The sequence below is a fragment of the Streptococcus sp. 79 genome, assembly GCF_013277425.1.
GTDB classification, from domain to species: Bacteria; Bacillota; Bacilli; order Lactobacillales; family Streptococcaceae; genus Streptococcus; species Streptococcus pseudopneumoniae.
On record NZ_VMMW01000021.1, the window covers coordinates 41,558 to 58,900 of the forward strand.

Genomic DNA, 17,343 nt, shown 5'->3' on the forward strand with positions numbered 1-17,343 from the left:
ATGATTTATTTAAGAAAGTTAAAGAAAGAAGATTTGATGTCTTTATGGGAAATGGCTTATTCACAGCTTAATCCAGTTTGGAAACAGTATGATGCTCCCTATTATGATGATTATCAGTATTTTTCAAATTTTAAAGAATTCGAACTACAAAAATCAGAATCCATTTTAAGCCACTCAAATCGCCTTGGTATTTTTGTTGATGATAAACTAGTTGGGACTGTTTCGCGTTATTGGGTATGTAAAGAAACAAGATGGATGGAATTGGGAATTGGTATTTATGATAAAAAATTCTGGAACACTGGTATTGGGAAAGTTGCTATGTTGCAGTGGATAGATAGGACGTTTCAGGATTACTTGGAGTTGGAGCATCTGGGTTTGACAACTTGGTCAGGAAATATTGGTATGATGAAACTTGCTGAAAAATTAAGAATGAAAAAAGAAGCTCATATTCCAAAAGTTCGTTATTATCAAGGTAAATATTTTGACAGTATTAAATATGGTATTTTGAGAGAAGACTGGGAGAAAATAAATGACGGTTATTATCAAATCAATGGAAACTCCTGAAGAGATAGAAGGTAAATCCTTCGTTCACTGGCAAACGTGGAGAGAGGCTTATGATGACCTTTTGCCTGCGGAATTTCAGGAGACAATGACATTAGAAAGATGTCGACTCTTTAGTCAAAAGTATCCAGAAAATACATTGATTGCGATGGATGGTGTGAAGATAGTTGGTTTTATAAGTTATGGCAACTGTCGTGATGAGACTATTCAAGCTGGTGAAATTATTGCTTTCTATGTTTTAAAAGACTATTATGGAAAAGGAATCGCACAAAAGTTAGTGAAAGCAGCTTTGACTGATCTTAATCATTTTTCTGAAATTTTCTTATGGGTATTGAAAGATAACAAGCGCGCCATTGCTTTCTATCAAAAAATGGGTTTTACTTTTGATGGACAAGAAAAAATACTTGAACTTGGAAAACCTATAAATGAAAAACGAATGGTGTTCTATTCTAAATAATTTTAAAAAAGTAAAAGCTAATATGGTACCAAGTCTAAAAATTTAATAAATTAGAAAGCGAGTAAATTTATGTCCCGTTCCCAATTAACGATTTTAACAAACATTTGTCTGATTGAAGACCTAGAAACCCAGCGCGTGGTGATGCAGTATCGCTCTCCTGAAACCAATCGCTGGTCAGGTTATGCCTTTCCAGGAGGCCATGTAGAAAATGGCGAATCTTTAGCAGAGTCTGTCATTCGTGAAATCTATGAAGAAACAGGGTTGACTATCCAAAATCCTCAACTTGTCGGCATTAAAAATTGGCCACTAGATACAGGTGGGCGCTATATTGTCATTTGTTATAAGGCAACTGAGTTCTCTGGTACCCTTCGCTCTTCAGAAGAGGGAGAGGTTTCTTGGGTGCAAAAAGACCAGATTCCAAACTTGGATCTGGCCTATGATATGCTACCTTTGATGGAGATGATGGAAGCTCCGGACAAGTCTGAATTTTTCTACCCTCGCCGTACAGAAGACGATTGGGAAAAGAAAATTTTCTAATCCTTTACTAAATAACCTAGCTGATCCAAGGCCTCCTCGATATAGTGGAGGTCTTGTTGTGTTTCCTGTCTAATAGTAATAGAAGATTAGGAAAAAATATATGTACTCTGAAATAAATTTAAAATATTTTTAGAAAAGTATTGACAAATCAAAAGAAAACGTTTACTATAGAATAAGGGAACGGTTCCACAACGTGAGAAGGAGGAGTGATGACTACAATAAAACAGGTTGCTGAAGAAGCTGGAGTATCAAAATCAACGGTTTCAAGATATATATCAAAAAAAGGTTATGTTGGAGATGATGCGAGAGAAAAAATAAAAAATGCGATTAAAAAATTAAATTACACACCAAATGTATTAGCACAATCTTTGAAAACCAAAAAAAACCAAATGGTAGGACTCTTACTGCCAGATATTTCAAATCCCTTCTTCCCAAGATTGGTTCGAGGCGCTGAATCATATTTGAAAGATAAAGGTTATAGAATTATGGTTGGTACGATTTCAGACCAAGAATCTTTGAGTGAATATGTTAATTTACTGTTGAAAACAAATGCTGCTGGAATTATTACTACACATGACTTCACAAAAGAATATCCAGATTTATCATTACCTGTTGTTGTGGTTGACCGAATTAGTAAAGATACAGGTTACGGTGTTTTTTCTGATAATCAGTCAGGTGGTCGTTTGGCTGCTGAAGCAATCTGTAATGCAGGTGCTAAACAAGTTCTGATTATTAAAGTTTTAGATGATAAAGCCGAGAATATCGCGGAACGGTTTGAAGCAAGTTTAAACTATTTGAGGAATAAATCTTTAGAAATTTGTATTGAAGAAAGTGAAACGTTTGACTTTGAAAAAATTCAAAAAGAAGCTAAAGAGAATCTAAAAAGAAATCCAAATATCGATAGTATTATAGCACCTTCTGATATTCATGCGATAGCTTATATTCATGAAATTTTAGCAATTGGTAAAAAAATTCCAGATGATATTCAAATCATTGGTTATGACGATATTGTACTTAGTCAATTTATTTACCCTTCTTTATCAACTATTCACCAATCATCATATAAAATGGGAGAACAGGCTGCAAAACTAATCTATAATATGGCAAATAAGTTCTCTATAGATGAAGCTAAAATTAAACTACCTGTTAGATACGTAGAAAGAAATACATTAAGGAGAAAGTAATGAGTAAAATTGTTGTTGTTGGAAGTATTTCAATGGACTTAGTTATGAGAACAAAAAGGATTCCAGAAGGAGGTGAAACGATTTTTGGGGATTCATTTAATATAGTTCCAGGTGGAAAAGGTGCAAATCAAGCGGTAGCTATTGGTAGATTATCAAGTGTAGAAGATAATATTTACATATTTGGAAACGTCGGAGAAGATATTTTTTCAGCAGATTTACTAAGTAATCTGCAAAATAATAATATTTCTACAGAACATGTGGGAACGGTACCACAATCTACAGGAGTTGCACAAATTACTTTATATGGAGGTGATAATAGGATTATTTATTATCCCGGAGCGAATAATTTAGTTAAAACAAATGATTGGAAAAATGAGTGGGAATTGATTAGTGATGCAAGTATTGTTGTATTACAGAATGAAATACCACATGAAGCCAACCTATCTATAGCTAAATTTTGTCAAGAAAATCAAGTTAAGGTGCTTTACAATCCTGCACCAGCTAGAGAAACAGACATAGAGATGATTCCTTTTTGTGATTTTATTACTCCTAATGAGCATGAATGTTCAGAGCTTTTTCCAGATAAGAAATTAGAAGAAATTATTAAAATTTATCCTAATAAAATGATTGTGACATTAGGAGTTGAAGGTTCCATTTATTATGATGGGGCAGTAGTTCAGAAGATTCCTGCTATAAAAGCAGAAGTAGTGGATACTACAGGAGCAGGAGATACATTTAATGGTGCTTTTGCTTATGCTATCTCAAAAGGAAAAGAGATGAATGTTGCATTGTCCTTTGCAACGATTGCTTCACATCTGTCTGTTCAAAGATTTGGAGCGCAAGGAGGCATGCCGAGTTTGAAAGAAATAAAGGAGCATTCAGGATATGAAGAAATATGGGATTTTAAATAGTAATATAGCAAAACTAGCTGATGATTTAGGTCATATGGATTTGGTTTGTATCGGAGATTTAGGATTGCCAGTTCCAAAAGGTGTTGACAAAATTGATTTAGCATTAAGAAAAGGTAGTCCAAGTTTTTTAGAAGTTTTAAAAGAATATTCAGATCATGTACTTATTGAAAAAATTTTCTTAGCAGAAGAAATTAAGGAAAAAAACAAAGAACAGTGGCAAGCAGTTTTAGATCTTTTAGAATCGAATATAATTATTGAATATATTAGTCACGAAGAATTGAAAGCTATGAATACTAAAGTTAAGGCAGTTATTCGCACTGGGGAAGATACACCATATTCGAATATAATCTTGCAATCAGGAGTTATTATTTAGAAGGGGGTTGCCTATGAAAATTGAAATGAAGAACATTTCAAAATCTTTTGGGAATAATCGTGTTTTAGAAAGTATTGATTTGGTTCTTAATTCAGGAGAAGTTCATGCTTTAATGGGAGAGAATGGTGCAGGCAAATCAACCTTAATGAATATTTTAACTGGACTTTTTCCAGCTACTTCAGGAACTATTTTTATTGATGGAAAAGAAAAAACATTTTCTAATCCTCAAGAGGCAGAACGGTTTGGACTGAGTTTTATTCATCAAGAAATGAATACTTGGCCAGATATGACTGTACTTGATAATCTTTTTTTAGGAAGAGAAATTAAAAATTCGATTGGGTTTCTAGATAAAGCTAGTATGGAAAGGAAAGCTAAAGAAGCATTTAAACGTCTTAATATCTCTATTCCTCTTGATGCAATCATTGGTCAATTATCAGTCGGACAACAACAAATGATAGAAATAGCAAAATGTTTATTATCAGAAGTTTCCTTGTTAATTATGGATGAACCCACAGCAGCTTTAACTGATCGTGAAACTGAAACACTTTTTAAAGTGATAGAAGGATTAAAATCTGATGGTGTAGGTATTGTGTATATTTCACATCGGATGGAAGAAATCTTTAAGATTACAGATCTTATAACTGTTATGAGGGATGGGTTTGTAATTGATACCAAGAAAACGAACTTAACTAATGCGGATGAATTAGTTCAGAAGATGGTAGGTCGTGAATTAGAAGATTATTATCCAGAAAAAAAGGCTGAGATTGGGAATATTGTTTTTCAAGCTAAGAATCTTTCTGGTGATGCTTTTACGGATATTTCTTTCTATGTACGTCAAGGGGAAATTCTTGGTTTTTCTGGTTTGATGGGTGCTGGTCGTACTGAAATAATGCGAGCAATTTTTGGAATTGATTCTTTAAAATCTGGTCAAATTATAATAAACGAAGAACAACTGATAATTAAAAATCCTTTTGAAGCAATTAAGCATGGAATTGGTTTCTTAACAGAAGATCGTAAAGATGAGGGATTGATTTTAGATTTTTCTATTAAAGATAATATGACTTTACCTAGTACTCGAGATTTTGTTAAAAATGGTATTTTTGATAATAAAACAAGTGATATATTTGTACAACGTTTAATTGATAGGCTACGAATTAAATCAGGTTATCCAGATAAGGAAGTTGGAACACTTTCTGGTGGTAATCAACAGAAAGTAGTTTTAGCAAAATGGATAGGTATTGCTCCAAAAGTACTGATTCTAGATGAGCCAACTCGTGGGGTAGATGTTGGTGCTAAGCGTGAAATTTACCAATTAATGAATGAATTGGCTGAACGAGGTGTGCCGATTATTATGGTATCTTCAGATTTACCAGAAGTGATCGGAGTCAGTGATCGCATTATGGTCATGCATGAAGGAAGAATTAGTGGAGAATTAACACGTCAAGAAGCTACACAAGAAAAAGTTATGCAACTAGCTACAGGAGGACAATAGTGTGAAAAATACTATGAAGTATATGTCAGAATTGACAACAGTAATAGCATTGATAATTTTAATGGCTGTCATCACTATTATCAATTCAAATTTTTTAACAGCAAATAATCTGTTAAATTTACTATTGCAAGTAACATCAAATGCACTGATCGCTTTTGGAATGACCTTTGTTATTCTAACAGGTGGAATTGATTTATCAGTTGGATCAATTTTAGCCTTATCCAGTGCGCTCACAGCTGGCCTATTAGGATCTGGAATGCCTGTTACATTAGCAATTCTCATCTCTTTAATTTTGGGTTGCATTCTGGGGATGATGAATGGGTTATTGATTTCCTACGGGAAATTAGCTCCATTTATCGTTACTTTAGCAACTATGACTATTTTTAGAGGCGCAACACTTGTTTATACAAATGGGAATCCTATTACAAAAGGATTAAGTGATACATTCTTATTTCAATTTTTGGGGCAAGGTTACATAGTCGGAATTCCATTTCCTGTAATTATTATGTTTATTGTATTTATTGTTTTATATGTTTTACTTCATAAAACAGCATTTGGTAAATCTGTGTATGCTATAGGGGGGAATGAAAAAGCAGCATATATATCAGGTGTGAAACTAAATAAAGTGAAAATTATCATTTATTCAATTTCAGGTATTATGGCTTCAATTTCTGGATTGATTATAACATCACGCTTAAGTTCTGCTCAACCAACAGCAGGTGCTAGTTATGAAATGGATGCTATTGCAGCTGTTGTTCTTGGGGGAACCTCATTATCAGGAGGTAAAGGTCGTATACTGGGGACTCTAATAGGTGCTTTAATTATTGGAGTTTTGAATAATGGACTTAATATTATTGGTGTTTCAGCATTTTGGCAGCAAGTAGTAAAAGGAGTTGTAATCTTAATTGCTGTTCTGATTGATCGTTTTAAAGTTGTAAAACAGTAGAATCATTTTCAATTTTTTTGGAAATAGTAACAATTTATTAGATGACATACAATAATCGGGATTGAAACTATCCCTATAGATATATATATTACGAGGAGTAATAACATGAAAAATATTAAAAAAATTAGCATTTTTGCTTTGTTTGTAACATTTATTTTTGCTTTAGTAGCTTGTGGAAAAACTGGTTTAGGAAATTCATCAAATGATAATAAATCTACGACTCAAAAGTCGGCAAAAGAATTAAAATTAGGAGTTTCTATTTCGACTACTAATAATCCCTATTTTGTGGCTATGAAAGATGGTCTTGAAAAAGCCGCAGGAGAAAAAGAAGTAACTTTGAAGATAGCAGATGCACAAGATGATGCTGCTAGACAAGCAGATGATATTCAAAATTTTATTAGTCAAAATGTAGATGCTTTACTAATTAATCCAGTTGATTCTGATGCAATTGTTACATCTATTAAAGCTGCTAATAATGCAAATATTCCAGTAATCTTAATTGACCGCGGTAGTAATGGTGGTGAAGTCTTGACAACTGTTGCTTCTGATAACGTAGAAGCAGGTAAAATGGCTGCCGAATTTATTACCAAGCAATTGGGAGAAAAAGCAAAAACTTTTGAATTATCAGGAGTCCCTGGTGCTTCTGCAACAGTAGATAGAGGTAAAGGATTTGAACAAATTTCAAAGACAAATTTAGATGTTCTTTCTAGTCAATCCGCTAATTTTGATCGCGCAAAAGCTTTGAATACAGCGCAAAATATGATTCAAGGAAACAAAGAAGTACAAGCAATCTTTGCACAGAATGATGAGATGGCGTTAGGAGCTGCACAAGCAGTAAAAGCAGCTGGTCTTAGCAATGTATTAATTGTTGGTATTGATGGTCAACCAGATGCACATGATGCTATTGCAAAAGGTGATATTACTGCCACTATTGCTCAGCAACCAGCTAAGATGGGTGAAATTGCTATTCAATCAGCAATAGATCATTATCAAGGGAAAAAACTGGAAAAAGAAACAGTTTCTCCAATTTATCTTGTGACTAAGGATAATGTTGATCAACATAACTGGTGATATATTTTTAGTAAGTAGGTAGTTGTTAATTTTCATTCCATGTGGTTTTTAAATATCATTGTTACTATTTGAGCTATTGGATTCAAAAAGACCAGATTCCAAACTTGGATCTGGCCTATGATATGCTACCTCTGATGGAGATGATGGAAGCTCCGGACAAATCTGAATTTTTCTACCCTCGCCGTACAGAAGACGATTGGGAGAAGAAAACCTTCTAGTCTTTTACTAAATAACCTAGCTGATCCAAGGCCTCCTCGATATAGCGGAGGTCTTGTTGTGTTTCGGCTTCAACTAGGTGGTAATGGATACCATCTGTTAATTCAGACAGAGGTCTAAAATCTGAATGCTCGACTTGTTTTAGAAAATGTTGCACATCTCTGCGACAAGACAGTTTCAGCAAGGTTTCAATTTCTCCATAGACGGGATGGTCAATCAAGGTGTTTTGAACACGCCCTCCATTATCAACGATAGCGAGGAGCTCCTGCCCGATTTCTTTAACTTCATGTTTGACTTTGAAAAGTTTGTGGACGTATGGATTGACATCAACTTGCTTATAGACGTAGCCACGATTAGTGGATAGGATAGGAGCGCCATCGGCTCTCAAAATTGCAATGTCCTGTACAATGACCTGACGTGTGACATGAAAATGCTCCGCCAAACTTTGGCCATTGAGGGCTTTAGGAGCTTCTTTCAAGAGTTGGAGGAGGGCTTGTTTGCGATCTTTTGTCATAGTTTTTCCTTTTAACGGCGTTTTCGAAGCACTTTATAGACAGCTAGTGCTAATGTATAGTCTACCATACTATGGATAATTGTGCCAAATCCAACTAGCACAAAGAGAACATAAAACATATTTTCTACATTGGTACCGGAAGTTGCATAAAAAACGACACAGGCTAATACTTCAGCAAGGGCATGGACAAGCGCTAACACAAAGTTGAAAATCCAGGAAGCTTTTGGTTTATCTAGGGTATCGGGGAATTTTTGTAGGTAAAGAGCCCCCAAAGTCCCAAAAAAGATATGGGAAAAAGCTCGAAAAACGATAACCATGGGATAGCCAGCCATCAAAAATCCAAAACTAGAGGCTAGGATGACAAAAACAGCCATTAAGGGCGACAAGAACATAGCTATAAAAATAGCAATGTGGCTTCCCAAAGTGTAAGAAGCTGGAGGAATGACAATTTTAAAAGGCATAACAATTGGAATCAAAATCGCAATAGCCGTTAAGAGGGCCGTCATTGTCATAAATTGTGTCTTTTTCCGTGTGTTCATAAGAATCTCCTTTTTAACTGTATATACACTAGTATAGTACTATAAACAAGACAATAAAGCAAGGATTTACTTGGGTTTATAGGTTGTTTTTAAGTTAATACTCTTCGAAAACCTCTTCAAACTACGTCAGCTTCCATCTGCAATCTCAAAACCGTGTTTTGAGCAACCTGCGGCTAGCTTCCTAGTTTACTTTTTGATTTTCATTGAGTATAAATATTGGTAAAGAGTTCACTAAAAAGAAACTGTATAGAGCAAAATCTCCACCTTCAATCTTGAAAGCGGAGATTGTTTTTATTTCTTCAAGGTTTGTAGTCTTGGAACAATGGCTAGGGTTAGAACTGCGGAAATAACTAATTCGGCAATCGAATTTGTTGAGATAACGGTTGCTAGGAGTTTTTGGATATTACCATCAAAGACATTTCCAAAAAGGTAGAAAATTCCACCAAGGACAAAGACTGTGTTGGTAAGTGAACCAAGGGCACCAGCTAAAATCAGACCAGTTTTATTTTCCATCAGTTTATAGACTAGATAAGGAGTTAAACCAATCAAAATACGTGGAACGATGGCAATGATAGCTGAGTAGATGTTTCCGTTTGGTACAAATGGGGAGAAGAGGTAGCTTGTCGGTAGAATTGTAATCGTGTTAACCGTTAAGCTAAGCAGCCCCATCAAAAATCCAAGTGTAACCCCAACTCGTGGACCGTAGATAATGCTGGCAATAATGACAGGAATATGAACAATGGTCGGTTTGATTGGAAATGGAAAAAGGTTAAAGATAAGTGAGCTTAGAAAATGAATCACAAGCATGGTTGCAAAAAAGATAGCAATAGGTGCAATATTAGAGCGTTTTTTCATCGAGAGTTTCCTTTATTCTTTCTAAAATAATTGTGAGGTCGGCTAAAGCTCCTCGTCCGTGGTCTCCGCAAGCTAGTAGGGATTCCTTTGGAGCAATCAGCTGATAGCCGTAGTTTTCTAATGTTTTCAGATTAGCCTGAGTTGCTGGATGGTCATACATTTTTGTATTCATAGCTGGTGCGATGAGTTTGGGAATATGACTTGGCAAGGCTAGAGCCATACAAGTTACCATGTTGTCCGCAAAGCCGTGGGCTAGTTTTGCAATAGTGTTAGCTGTTGCAGGGGCCACGATAAATAAATCTACTTTTTTTCCAAGTTCGATATGATTGACTTGATCAGGATATGGTTCCTTCATGACATCTAAGTGGACGTAATTCTGTGAGAGTACCTGTAGTGTCAAAGGTTGGATAAACTCTGTAGCAGCCTGAGTCATTAAGACAGTGACTTGATGACCTTGTTTTTTTAGAGAACTGACTAAATCTGCCGACTTGTAAGAGGCGATTGAGCCCGTTACAGCCAAGAGAATATGTGTCATAGCTTTCCTTTCTATGAATGATAGGCTTTAATTTTTTCAAGGAGGAGTTTTGCAATTTCTTCTTTAGTCTGGACTGTTTGAAGCTGATCTTTCTCAACAAAGATTGCTCGATGTTGATTTGCTGAAATTTGAGTCAGGTCATTCGCAATGATTAAGTCAGCTTGGTTCTTGATAAGACTTTTTCTAGCAATGTCAACCAGATAGTCTTCGTTAACATCAACCAGCAGTTTGAAACCAATCAGATGAATAGCAGGATTCCACTCCTTGACTAGAGAGATGATTTTGGGTGTCTTTTTTAGGAACAAAACCTGAACCTCGTCAGTTGAAGAAATCTTAGTCTGATGATTCTGCTTGTTTAAAAATTCTTCTAGATTGGAGCTAGCCTGAACCTCCTCAAGCCCCGTCATATAAACAGGAGTGTAGTCAGATACGGCCATTGAGTGAATCAAGACCTGATAATCCTGAATACGTTCTTGCATTTCAAGGAGAAGGTCGTTTGTATTGTTAATTTCTTGAATGCTTAGGTTGGGATGGGCTTTTGGCTTCAAAGCTCGTTTTGTCGTCATTAAACAAACTTCATGTCCTGAAGCAAGCAAAGTCTCTGTGATGATTTTGCCCAAGCGACCTGTAGAATGGTTAGTGATAGAGCGGACGCTATCGATAGCTTCGCTGGTACCGCCCGATGTAACTAAAATTTTCATAGCACTATTGTACACAAAAATAAACGGTAAGTAAAATGAAAGTGATAAATTTTTGGTAGAAACGAATATTTACTATAGTTTCAAACTATAAAGCCATATAAAATTTAAGAAAGGGCTCTAAAAACCTTAAAAAAATGGATATTTACGAACGTTTAGAGAGTTTGAGGATGTTAAAAATCTTGTTTTGTGATATAATGAATTATCATATAAGAGGTTAGAGGAGTTTTGAATGAAAACAGATATTGAAATCGCACAGAGTATTGAGTTGAAGCCAATCGTTGATGTTGTAGAGAAACTTGGTATTTCTTACGATGATTTGGAGTTGTATGGAAAGTACAAGGCTAAGCTTAGCTTTGATAAAATTCGTGCAGTTGAGAGCAATCCAGTTGGGAAATTGATTTTGGTTACTGCCATCAATCCAACACCTGCAGGTGAAGGAAAATCAACTATTACCATTGGTCTTGCGGATGCCTTGAACAAGATTGGCAAGAAAACCATGATTGCTATCCGCGAACCGTCTCTTGGTCCAGTCATGGGGATCAAGGGGGGTGCTGCTGGTGGTGGGTATGCACAAGTTCTGCCAATGGAAGACATCAACCTCCACTTTACTGGAGATATGCATGCTATTACAACTGCCAACAATGCCCTTTCTGCCTTGATTGACAACCACTTGCACCAAGGGAATGAGCTGGGAATTGATCAACGTCGTATCCTCTGGAAACGCGTTGTGGACTTGAACGACCGTGCGCTCCGCCATGTGACTGTTGGTCTTGGTGGTCCTCTAAACGGTATTCCACGTGAGGACGGTTTTGATATTACAGTTGCTTCAGAAATCATGGCAATTCTTTGCTTGGCAACGGACATCGAGGACTTGAAACGTCGTTTGGCGAATATCGTTATTGGTTATCGCTATGACCGTACGCCTGTTTCTGTAGGTGATTTGCAGGTTGAGGGTGCCTTGGCTTTGATTTTGAAGGATGCTATTAAGCCAAACTTGGTTCAGACAATTTACGGTACACCTGCCTTTGTACACGGTGGTCCATTTGCCAATATCGCTCATGGCTGTAACTCTGTTTTGGCGACGACAACAGCCCTTCACTTGGCTGATTACACTGTTACTGAAGCTGGTTTTGGTGCGGACCTTGGTGCTGAGAAATTCCTTGATATCAAGACACCAAACTTGCCAACATCTCCAGATGCAGTTGTTATTGTCGCAACCCTTCGTGCCCTTAAGATGAATGGTGGTGTGGCTAAAGACGCTCTGACTGAAGAAAATGTAGAGGCAGTTCGTGCAGGTTTTGCTAACTTGAAACGCCACGTTGAAAATATCCGTAAGTTCGGTATTCCAGCAGTTGTAGCTATTAACGAATTTGTATCTGATACAGAAGCTGAAATTGCAGTCTTAAAAGAACTCTGTGCCTCAATCGATGTACCAGTTGAATTGGCTAGTGTCTGGGCTGATGGAGCAGAAGGTGGAGTAGCACTTGCCGAAACAGTTGTTAAGACAATTGCTGAAAATCCAGCTAACTATAAACGTTTGTATGATAATGACCTTTCTGTCCAAGAAAAGATTGAAAAAATTGTCACTGAAATCTATCGTGGTAGCAAAGTGAACTTTGAGAAGAAATCTCAAACACAAATTGCTCAAATCGTTCAAAACGGTTGGGACAAATTGCCAATCTGTATGGCTAAAACTCAATACAGTTTCTCAGACAATCCAAATGCGCTTGGAGCACCAGAAAACTTTGAAATTACCATTCGTGAATTGGTACCAAAATTAGGTGCAGGCTTCATCGTTGCCTTAACTGGTGATGTTATGACCATGCCAGGTCTTCCAAAACGTCCAGCAGCTCTCAACATGGATGTTGAAAGCGATGGAACTGTACTAGGCTTGTTCTAGTGGATTGAAATTGACTTTGAGAGACTGGGTAAAAACTCAATTTCAGGAGAAAATGAAGTAAATTTTCCCATAATAGAGCGCATAATATCAAGGTTTTTCAACACCGGATATTATGCGTTTTTTGAGTTTAAATATTTTTGCCCTACCTATTTCTTATTTGCTGCAAGCAGTTCATCAATAAAATTTAGTCCTCTTTCCCTTGGGAAGAGGCTTTTTATACTCAATGAAAATCAAAGAGCAAACTAGGAAACTAGCCGCAGGTTGCTCAAAGCACTGCTTTGAGGTTGCAGATAAGACTGACGAAGTCAGGAACCATACCTACGGCAAGGCGACGTTGACGTGGTTTGAAGAGATTTTCGAAGAGTATTAATACTAGGAAAAGGACAGTTAAAACCTTCTGTGTTATACTAGAGATATGTTAGATTTGAAAGAATACGGTATTGTCATGTGGCCGGAGGAGAAGATTATTTCTTTCCGTGAGAAACTTCTCAGTTGGTATGATGAAAACAAAAGAGATTTACCGTGGCGTAGAAGTAAAAATCCTTATCATATCTGGGTTTCTGAAATTATGCTCCAGCAGACCAGGGTGGATACAGTTATCCCTTACTACGAAAGATTCCTGGACTGGTTTCCAACTGTCGAAAGTTTGGCGAATGCGCCTGAAGAGCGTTTGTTGAAGGCTTGGGAGGGACTGGGATATTATTCTCGAGTACGCAATATGCAGGCTGCAGCCCAGCAGATTATGACTGATTTTGGTGGCCAATTTCCAAATACCTATGAAGGAATTTCCAGTTTGAAAGGGATTGGCCCTTACACAGCAGGAGCTATTTCCAGTATCGCTTTTAACTTGCCTGAGCCAGCTGTAGATGGTAATGTCATGCGGGTCTTGGCGCGTCTGTTTGAAGTCAACCATGATATTGGGATTCCAAGTAATCGCAAAATTTTTCAGGCAATGATGGAGATCTTGATTGACCCAGAGCGTCCGGGTGATTTTAATCAAGCCTTGATGGACTTGGGGTCTGATATTGAGTCTCCTGTAAATCCCAGACCTGAAGAAAGCCCAGTCAAGGACTTTAGTGCGGCATATCAGAATGGAACCATGGACCGTTATCCAATCAAGGCTCCCAAGAAAAAGCCAGTTCCCATTTATCTAAAAGCCTTGGTGGTCAAAAATACTCAGGGACAATTTTTACTTGAAAAAAATGAAAGTGAAAAGCTATTGGCAGGTTTTTGGCATTTCCCATTGATAGAAGTTGATAACTTTTCGCAAGAAGAGCAGTTTGACCTCTTTCATCAGGTTGCAGAAGAAAGTGTGAATTTTGGCCCCAGTCCAGAGGAGAGTTTCCAGCAGGACTATGACCTAGATGTTGCTTGGCTTGATGTTTATTTTGAGACTGTCAAGCATGTCTTTAGCCATCGCAAGTGGTATGTTCAAATTGTAGCCGGTCAGGTGACTGACTTCCATGATTTTTCAGATAGGGAAGTTCGGTGGCTTTCACCAGAAGAATTTAAGAATTACCCACTTGCCAAACCCCAACAAAAAATCTGGCAGGCTTATGCAAAAGCCAACTTAGACAGTAACAAAGACTAGCTATCGTGTCTTCTTGTTATTTTTTTGGTATAATAGTAGAGAAAAAGGTGAACATATGAAAAAAATACTAATTGTAGATGATGAGAAACCAATCTCGGATATTATCAAGTTTAATATGACCAAGGAAGGTTACGAAGTTGTAACTGCTTTTAATGGTCGTGAAGCGCTAGAGCAATTTGAAGCAGAGCAACCAGATATTATTATTCTGGATTTGATGCTTCCGGAAATTGATGGTTTAGAAGTTGCTAAGACCATTCGTAAGACAAGTAGTGTACCTATTATCATGCTGTCGGCTAAAGACAGCGAATTTGATAAGGTTATCGGTTTGGAGCTTGGGGCGGATGACTATGTAACCAAACCCTTCTCAAATCGTGAGTTGCAGGCGCGTGTTAAAGCTCTTCTGCGTCGTTCTCAACCTATGCCAGTAGATGGGCAGGAAGCAGAAAGTAAACCTCAACCTATCCAAATTGGGGATTTAGAAATTGTTCCAGACGCCTACGTGGCTAAAAAATATGGAGAAGAACTAGACTTAACCCACCGTGAGTTTGAGCTTTTGTATCATTTGGCATCGCATGCAGGTCAAGTCATTACGCGCGAACACTTGCTTGAGACTGTCTGGGGTTATGACTATTTTGGTGATGTCCGTACAGTTGATGTGACTGTCCGACGTCTGCGTGAGAAGATTGAAGATACGCCCAGCCGACCAGAGTATATCTTGACGCGCCGTGGTGTAGGGTATTACATGAGAAATAATGCTTGATTTACTGAAACAAACCATTTTTACCAGAGATTTTATCTTTATTCTGATTTTGTTAGGTTTCATCCTTGTTGTGACCCTCTTATTACTGGAGAATAGACGTGATAATATTCGATTGAAGCAAGTCAATCAAAAGGTTAAAGATTTGATTGCAGGAGATTATTCCAAGGTTCTTGATATGCAAGGTGGGTCTGAAATCACCAATATTACCAATAATTTGAATGACTTGTCGGAGGTTATTCGTCTCACTCAGGAAAATCTAGAACAAGAAAGTAAGCGGCTAAATAGTATTCTGTTTTATATGACAGATGGGGTCCTTGCGACCAATCGTCGGGGGCAGATTATCATGATTAACGATACAGCCAAGAAGCAACTGGGGCTGGTTCAGGAAGATGTTCTGAATAGAAGCATTTTGGAAGTACTCAAGATAGAAGAAGACTATGAATTGCGTGATTTGATTACCCAAAGTCCAGAATTGTTGCTAGATTCCCAAGATATCAATGGCGAATATTTGAACCTTCGAGTTCGCTTTGCCTTGATACGTCGAGAGTCTGGCTTTATTTCAGGTTTGGTGGCTGTTTTGCATGATACGACGGAGCAGGAGAAGGAAGAACGCGAACGGAGACTCTTTGTTTCCAATGTTAGCCATGAGTTACGGACTCCTTTAACCAGCGTGAAATCCTATCTTGAAGCCTTGGATGAGGGGGCTTTGTGTGAAACTGTAGCACCAGACTTTATCAAGGTGTCTCTGGACGAAACCAACCGTATGATGCGCATGGTGACGGATCTCCTCCATCTTTCACGGATTGATAATGCCACCAGTCACTTGGATGTGGAACTGATTAACTTTACTGCTTTTATTACCTTTATCCTCAATCGTTTTGACAAGATGAAAGGACAGGAAAAGGAGAAAAAATATGAGTTGGTGAGAGATTATCCCATCAATTCTATCTGGATGGAAATTGATACAGATAAGATGACACAGGTTGTCGACAATATTTTAAATAATGCTATTAAGTATTCGCCAGATGGGGGTAAAATCACTGTCAGAATGAAGACAACTGAAGACCAGATGATTTTATCCATTTCTGACCAGGGTTTAGGGATTCCTAAGCAGGATTTACCACGTATCTTTGACCGTTTCTATCGTGTGGATCGTGCTAGAAGTCGTGCACAAGGTGGTACAGGTCTAGGACTGTCTATCGCTAAAGAAATTATCAAACAACATAAGGGCTTTATTTGGGCCAAGAGTGAATATGGCAAGGGTTCAACCTTTACCATTGTGCTCCCTTATGATAAGGATGCAGTGAAAGAAGAAGTATGGGAGGACGAAGTAGAAGACTAGAATGAGTGAAATAGGCTTTAAATACAGTATTTTAGCGTCGGGTTCCAGTGGAAATTCCTTTTATCTGGAAACCTCAAAAAAGAAGCTTTTAGTAGATGCAGGCTTATCTGGTAAGAAAATTACCAGCCTACTTGCTGAAATTAACCGCAAACCAGAAGACTTGGATGCCATCTTGATTACCCATGAGCATTCAGACCATATCCATGGAGTAGGTGTGTTAGCTCGCAAGTATGGTATGGATCTGTATGCCAATGAAAAGACTTGGCAGGCTATGGAAAATAGCAAGTATCTCGGTAAGGTAGACTCGTCGCAAAAGCATATCTTTGAAATGGGTAAAACCAAAACCTTTGGAGATATCGACATCGAGAGTTTTGGTGTAAGCCATGATGCAGTCGCACCGCAGTTTTATCGCTTTATGAAGGATGACAAGAGTTTTGTCATGCTGACTGATACAGGTTATGTTAGCGATCGTATGGCGGGAATTGTCGAAAATGCGGACGGCTATCTTATTGAGTCCAATCATGATGTAGAGATTTTGCGAGCAGGTTCTTACGCTTGGCGACTCAAACAACGAATCCTATCTGACCTCGGTCACCTTTCTAACGAAGACGGTGCTGAAGCTATGATTCGTACCTTGGGAAACCGCACTAAGAAAATCTACCTTGGGCATTTATCTAAGGAGAACAATATCAAGGAACTGGCTCATATGACCATGATCAATCAGCTAGCACAAGCTGATCTGGGAGTCGGAGTAGACTTTAAGGTTTATGATACCTCACCAGATACCGCAACACCATTGACGGACATATAGAAAGAACGCTGAGAAGGTGTTCTTTTTATATTATGGCTTCAAGCCAG

At 37.6% G+C, this 17,343-nt stretch carries 20 protein-coding genes and 2 pseudogenes; 16 read left to right on the forward strand and 6 right to left on the reverse strand.

The genetic code is table 11. The features are described 5' to 3' along the window. The 3 genes from HT729_RS05025 (at nucleotide 1) to HT729_RS05035 (ending at nucleotide 1,555) form a co-directional block, all read left to right on the forward strand. Nucleotides 1-564 carry a GNAT family protein gene (locus HT729_RS05025; RefSeq protein WP_050207923.1) on the forward strand — a complete coding sequence of 188 codons (564 nt, stop codon included), beginning with the start codon at nucleotides 1-3 and terminating at the stop codon, nucleotides 562-564. Beyond that, on the forward strand, nucleotides 530-1,018 hold the full coding sequence (locus HT729_RS05030; protein WP_172931751.1) for a GNAT family N-acetyltransferase: 489 nt from the start codon (nucleotides 530-532) through the stop codon (nucleotides 1,016-1,018). Before HT729_RS05025 ends, HT729_RS05030 begins: the two co-directional genes overlap by 35 nt. 69 nt (nucleotides 1,019-1,087) lie before the next feature. Next, on the forward strand, nucleotides 1,088-1,555 hold the full coding sequence (locus tag HT729_RS05035; RefSeq protein ID WP_172922836.1) for an 8-oxo-dGTP diphosphatase: 468 nt from the start codon (nucleotides 1,088-1,090) through the stop codon (nucleotides 1,553-1,555). Here HT729_RS05035 and HT729_RS05040 read toward each other — a convergent pair. Beyond that, nucleotides 1,552-1,620 (reverse strand): annotated as a pseudogene (locus HT729_RS05040) (DNA-binding transcriptional regulator); the annotation flags it as partial. The gene HT729_RS05035 and the pseudogene HT729_RS05040 sit on opposite strands and share 4 nt — an antisense overlap. 144 nt (nucleotides 1,621-1,764) lie before the next feature. Between HT729_RS05040 and HT729_RS05045 the strand changes: the two are divergent. The 7 genes and pseudogenes from HT729_RS05045 to HT729_RS05075 all read left to right on the forward strand — a co-directional run. After that, complete coding sequence (locus tag HT729_RS05045; protein ID WP_000207600.1) at nucleotides 1,765-2,739, forward strand: LacI family DNA-binding transcriptional regulator; 975 nt, start codon at nucleotides 1,765-1,767, stop codon at nucleotides 2,737-2,739. Further along, nucleotides 2,739-3,650, forward strand: a complete 912-nt coding sequence (gene rbsK, locus HT729_RS05050; RefSeq protein WP_166727464.1) for a ribokinase — start codon at nucleotides 2,739-2,741, stop codon at nucleotides 3,648-3,650. The genes HT729_RS05045 and rbsK overlap by 1 nt, the downstream gene beginning before the upstream one ends. Then, on the forward strand, nucleotides 3,625-4,023 hold the full coding sequence (gene rbsD, locus HT729_RS05055; protein ID WP_000759834.1) for a D-ribose pyranase: 399 nt from the start codon (nucleotides 3,625-3,627) through the stop codon (nucleotides 4,021-4,023). The genes rbsK and rbsD overlap by 26 nt, the downstream gene beginning before the upstream one ends. 13 nt (nucleotides 4,024-4,036) lie before the next feature. Further along, nucleotides 4,037-5,515 (forward strand): sugar ABC transporter ATP-binding protein, encoded by a 1,479-nt coding sequence (locus tag HT729_RS05060; RefSeq protein WP_112443746.1) that lies wholly within the window; start codon nucleotides 4,037-4,039, stop codon nucleotides 5,513-5,515. A gap of 1 nt (nucleotide 5,516) precedes the next feature. Then, nucleotides 5,517-6,461: a ribose ABC transporter permease gene (gene rbsC / locus HT729_RS05065; RefSeq protein ID WP_004248623.1), complete on the forward strand. Its 945-nt coding sequence runs from the start codon at nucleotides 5,517-5,519 to the stop codon at nucleotides 6,459-6,461. Between the two features lie 105 nt (nucleotides 6,462-6,566). Further along, entirely contained in the window at nucleotides 6,567-7,532 is a 966-nt protein-coding gene (locus tag HT729_RS05070) for a substrate-binding domain-containing protein (RefSeq protein ID WP_000789622.1), read from the forward strand. 77 nt (nucleotides 7,533-7,609) lie between these two features. Then, nucleotides 7,610-7,750, forward strand: a pseudogene (locus HT729_RS05075) (NUDIX hydrolase); the annotation flags it as partial. Here the strand turns inward: HT729_RS05075 and HT729_RS05080 are convergent. From HT729_RS05080 to coaB, 5 genes are all read right to left on the reverse strand, one after another. Continuing rightward, nucleotides 7,747-8,262 carry a transcription repressor NadR gene (locus tag HT729_RS05080; protein WP_138702447.1) on the reverse strand — a complete coding sequence of 172 codons (516 nt, stop codon included), beginning with the start codon at nucleotides 8,260-8,262 and terminating at the stop codon, nucleotides 7,747-7,749. The pseudogene HT729_RS05075 and the gene HT729_RS05080 sit on opposite strands and share 4 nt — an antisense overlap. 11 nt (nucleotides 8,263-8,273) lie before the next feature. Then, a complete protein-coding gene (locus HT729_RS05085) occupies nucleotides 8,274-8,801 on the reverse strand; it encodes an ECF transporter S component (protein ID WP_001097393.1) in 528 nt (175 codons plus the stop codon). Between the two features lie 291 nt (nucleotides 8,802-9,092). Beyond that, a complete protein-coding gene (locus HT729_RS05090) occupies nucleotides 9,093-9,656 on the reverse strand; it encodes an ECF transporter S component (RefSeq protein ID WP_023940179.1) in 564 nt (187 codons plus the stop codon). Beyond that, nucleotides 9,640-10,191 (reverse strand): phosphopantothenoylcysteine decarboxylase, encoded by a 552-nt coding sequence (gene coaC / locus HT729_RS05095; RefSeq protein ID WP_119943471.1) that lies wholly within the window; start codon nucleotides 10,189-10,191, stop codon nucleotides 9,640-9,642. Before coaC ends, HT729_RS05090 begins: the two co-directional genes overlap by 17 nt. 11 nt (nucleotides 10,192-10,202) lie before the next feature. Further along, nucleotides 10,203-10,892: a phosphopantothenate--cysteine ligase gene (coaB, locus tag HT729_RS05100; protein ID WP_172931752.1), complete on the reverse strand. Its 690-nt coding sequence runs from the start codon at nucleotides 10,890-10,892 to the stop codon at nucleotides 10,203-10,205. Nucleotides 10,893-11,121: 229 nt separating this feature from the next. On the opposite strand from coaB, the gene HT729_RS05105 reads away from it, so the two are divergent. The 6 genes from HT729_RS05105 (at nucleotide 11,122) to HT729_RS05130 (ending at nucleotide 17,296) form a co-directional block, all read left to right on the forward strand. Then, on the forward strand, nucleotides 11,122-12,792 hold the full coding sequence (locus HT729_RS05105; RefSeq protein ID WP_172931753.1) for a formate--tetrahydrofolate ligase: 1,671 nt from the start codon (nucleotides 11,122-11,124) through the stop codon (nucleotides 12,790-12,792). 223 nt (nucleotides 12,793-13,015) lie between these two features. Further along, nucleotides 13,016-13,162 carry a hypothetical protein gene (locus HT729_RS11990; protein ID WP_023933630.1) on the forward strand — a complete coding sequence of 49 codons (147 nt, stop codon included), beginning with the start codon at nucleotides 13,016-13,018 and terminating at the stop codon, nucleotides 13,160-13,162. Between the two features lie 45 nt (nucleotides 13,163-13,207). Next, nucleotides 13,208-14,383: an A/G-specific adenine glycosylase gene (gene mutY, locus HT729_RS05115; protein ID WP_172928502.1), complete on the forward strand. Its 1,176-nt coding sequence runs from the start codon at nucleotides 13,208-13,210 to the stop codon at nucleotides 14,381-14,383. A gap of 55 nt (nucleotides 14,384-14,438) precedes the next feature. Then, nucleotides 14,439-15,143: a response regulator YycF gene (gene yycF / locus HT729_RS05120; RefSeq protein ID WP_000722069.1), complete on the forward strand. Its 705-nt coding sequence runs from the start codon at nucleotides 14,439-14,441 to the stop codon at nucleotides 15,141-15,143. Further along, nucleotides 15,136-16,485, forward strand: a complete 1,350-nt coding sequence (gene vicK / locus HT729_RS05125) for a cell wall metabolism sensor histidine kinase VicK (protein WP_000886221.1) — start codon at nucleotides 15,136-15,138, stop codon at nucleotides 16,483-16,485. The genes yycF and vicK overlap by 8 nt, the downstream gene beginning before the upstream one ends. A gap of 1 nt (nucleotide 16,486) precedes the next feature. Then, a complete protein-coding gene (locus HT729_RS05130) occupies nucleotides 16,487-17,296 on the forward strand; it encodes an MBL fold metallo-hydrolase (protein WP_119942507.1) in 810 nt (269 codons plus the stop codon). Nucleotides 17,297-17,343: the final 47 nt, after the last annotated feature.

Excerpts from the sequence above, each read along its gene's own strand:
- HT729_RS05025 (WP_050207923.1), top strand. The coding sequence starts at position 1 with ATGATTTATTTAAGAAAGTTAAAGAAAGAAGATTTGATGTCTTTATGG.
- HT729_RS05030 (WP_172931751.1), top strand. The coding sequence starts at position 530 with ATGACGGTTATTATCAAATCAATGGAAACTCCTGAAGAGATAGAAGGT.
- HT729_RS05035 (WP_172922836.1), top strand. The coding sequence starts at position 1,088 with ATGTCCCGTTCCCAATTAACGATTTTAACAAACATTTGTCTGATTGAA.
- HT729_RS05045 (WP_000207600.1), top strand. The coding sequence starts at position 1,765 with ATGACTACAATAAAACAGGTTGCTGAAGAAGCTGGAGTATCAAAATCA.
- rbsK (WP_166727464.1), top strand. The coding sequence starts at position 2,739 with ATGAGTAAAATTGTTGTTGTTGGAAGTATTTCAATGGACTTAGTTATG.
- rbsD (WP_000759834.1), top strand. The coding sequence starts at position 3,625 with ATGAAGAAATATGGGATTTTAAATAGTAATATAGCAAAACTAGCTGAT.
- HT729_RS05060 (WP_112443746.1), top strand. The coding sequence starts at position 4,037 with ATGAAAATTGAAATGAAGAACATTTCAAAATCTTTTGGGAATAATCGT.
- HT729_RS05070 (WP_000789622.1), top strand. The coding sequence starts at position 6,567 with ATGAAAAATATTAAAAAAATTAGCATTTTTGCTTTGTTTGTAACATTT.
- HT729_RS05080 (WP_138702447.1), bottom strand. The coding sequence starts at position 8,262 with ATGACAAAAGATCGCAAACAAGCCCTCCTCCAACTCTTGAAAGAAGCT.
- HT729_RS05085 (WP_001097393.1), bottom strand. The coding sequence starts at position 8,801 with ATGAACACACGGAAAAAGACACAATTTATGACAATGACGGCCCTCTTA.
- HT729_RS05090 (WP_023940179.1), bottom strand. The coding sequence starts at position 9,656 with ATGAAAAAACGCTCTAATATTGCACCTATTGCTATCTTTTTTGCAACC.
- coaC (WP_119943471.1), bottom strand. The coding sequence starts at position 10,191 with ATGACACATATTCTCTTGGCTGTAACGGGCTCAATCGCCTCTTACAAG.
- coaB (WP_172931752.1), bottom strand. The coding sequence starts at position 10,892 with ATGAAAATTTTAGTTACATCGGGCGGTACCAGCGAAGCTATCGATAGC.
- HT729_RS05105 (WP_172931753.1), top strand. The coding sequence starts at position 11,122 with ATGAAAACAGATATTGAAATCGCACAGAGTATTGAGTTGAAGCCAATC.
- HT729_RS11990 (WP_023933630.1), top strand. The coding sequence starts at position 13,016 with ATGAAAATCAAAGAGCAAACTAGGAAACTAGCCGCAGGTTGCTCAAAG.
- mutY (WP_172928502.1), top strand. The coding sequence starts at position 13,208 with ATGTTAGATTTGAAAGAATACGGTATTGTCATGTGGCCGGAGGAGAAG.
- yycF (WP_000722069.1), top strand. The coding sequence starts at position 14,439 with ATGAAAAAAATACTAATTGTAGATGATGAGAAACCAATCTCGGATATT.
- vicK (WP_000886221.1), top strand. The coding sequence starts at position 15,136 with ATGCTTGATTTACTGAAACAAACCATTTTTACCAGAGATTTTATCTTT.
- HT729_RS05130 (WP_119942507.1), top strand. The coding sequence starts at position 16,487 with ATGAGTGAAATAGGCTTTAAATACAGTATTTTAGCGTCGGGTTCCAGT.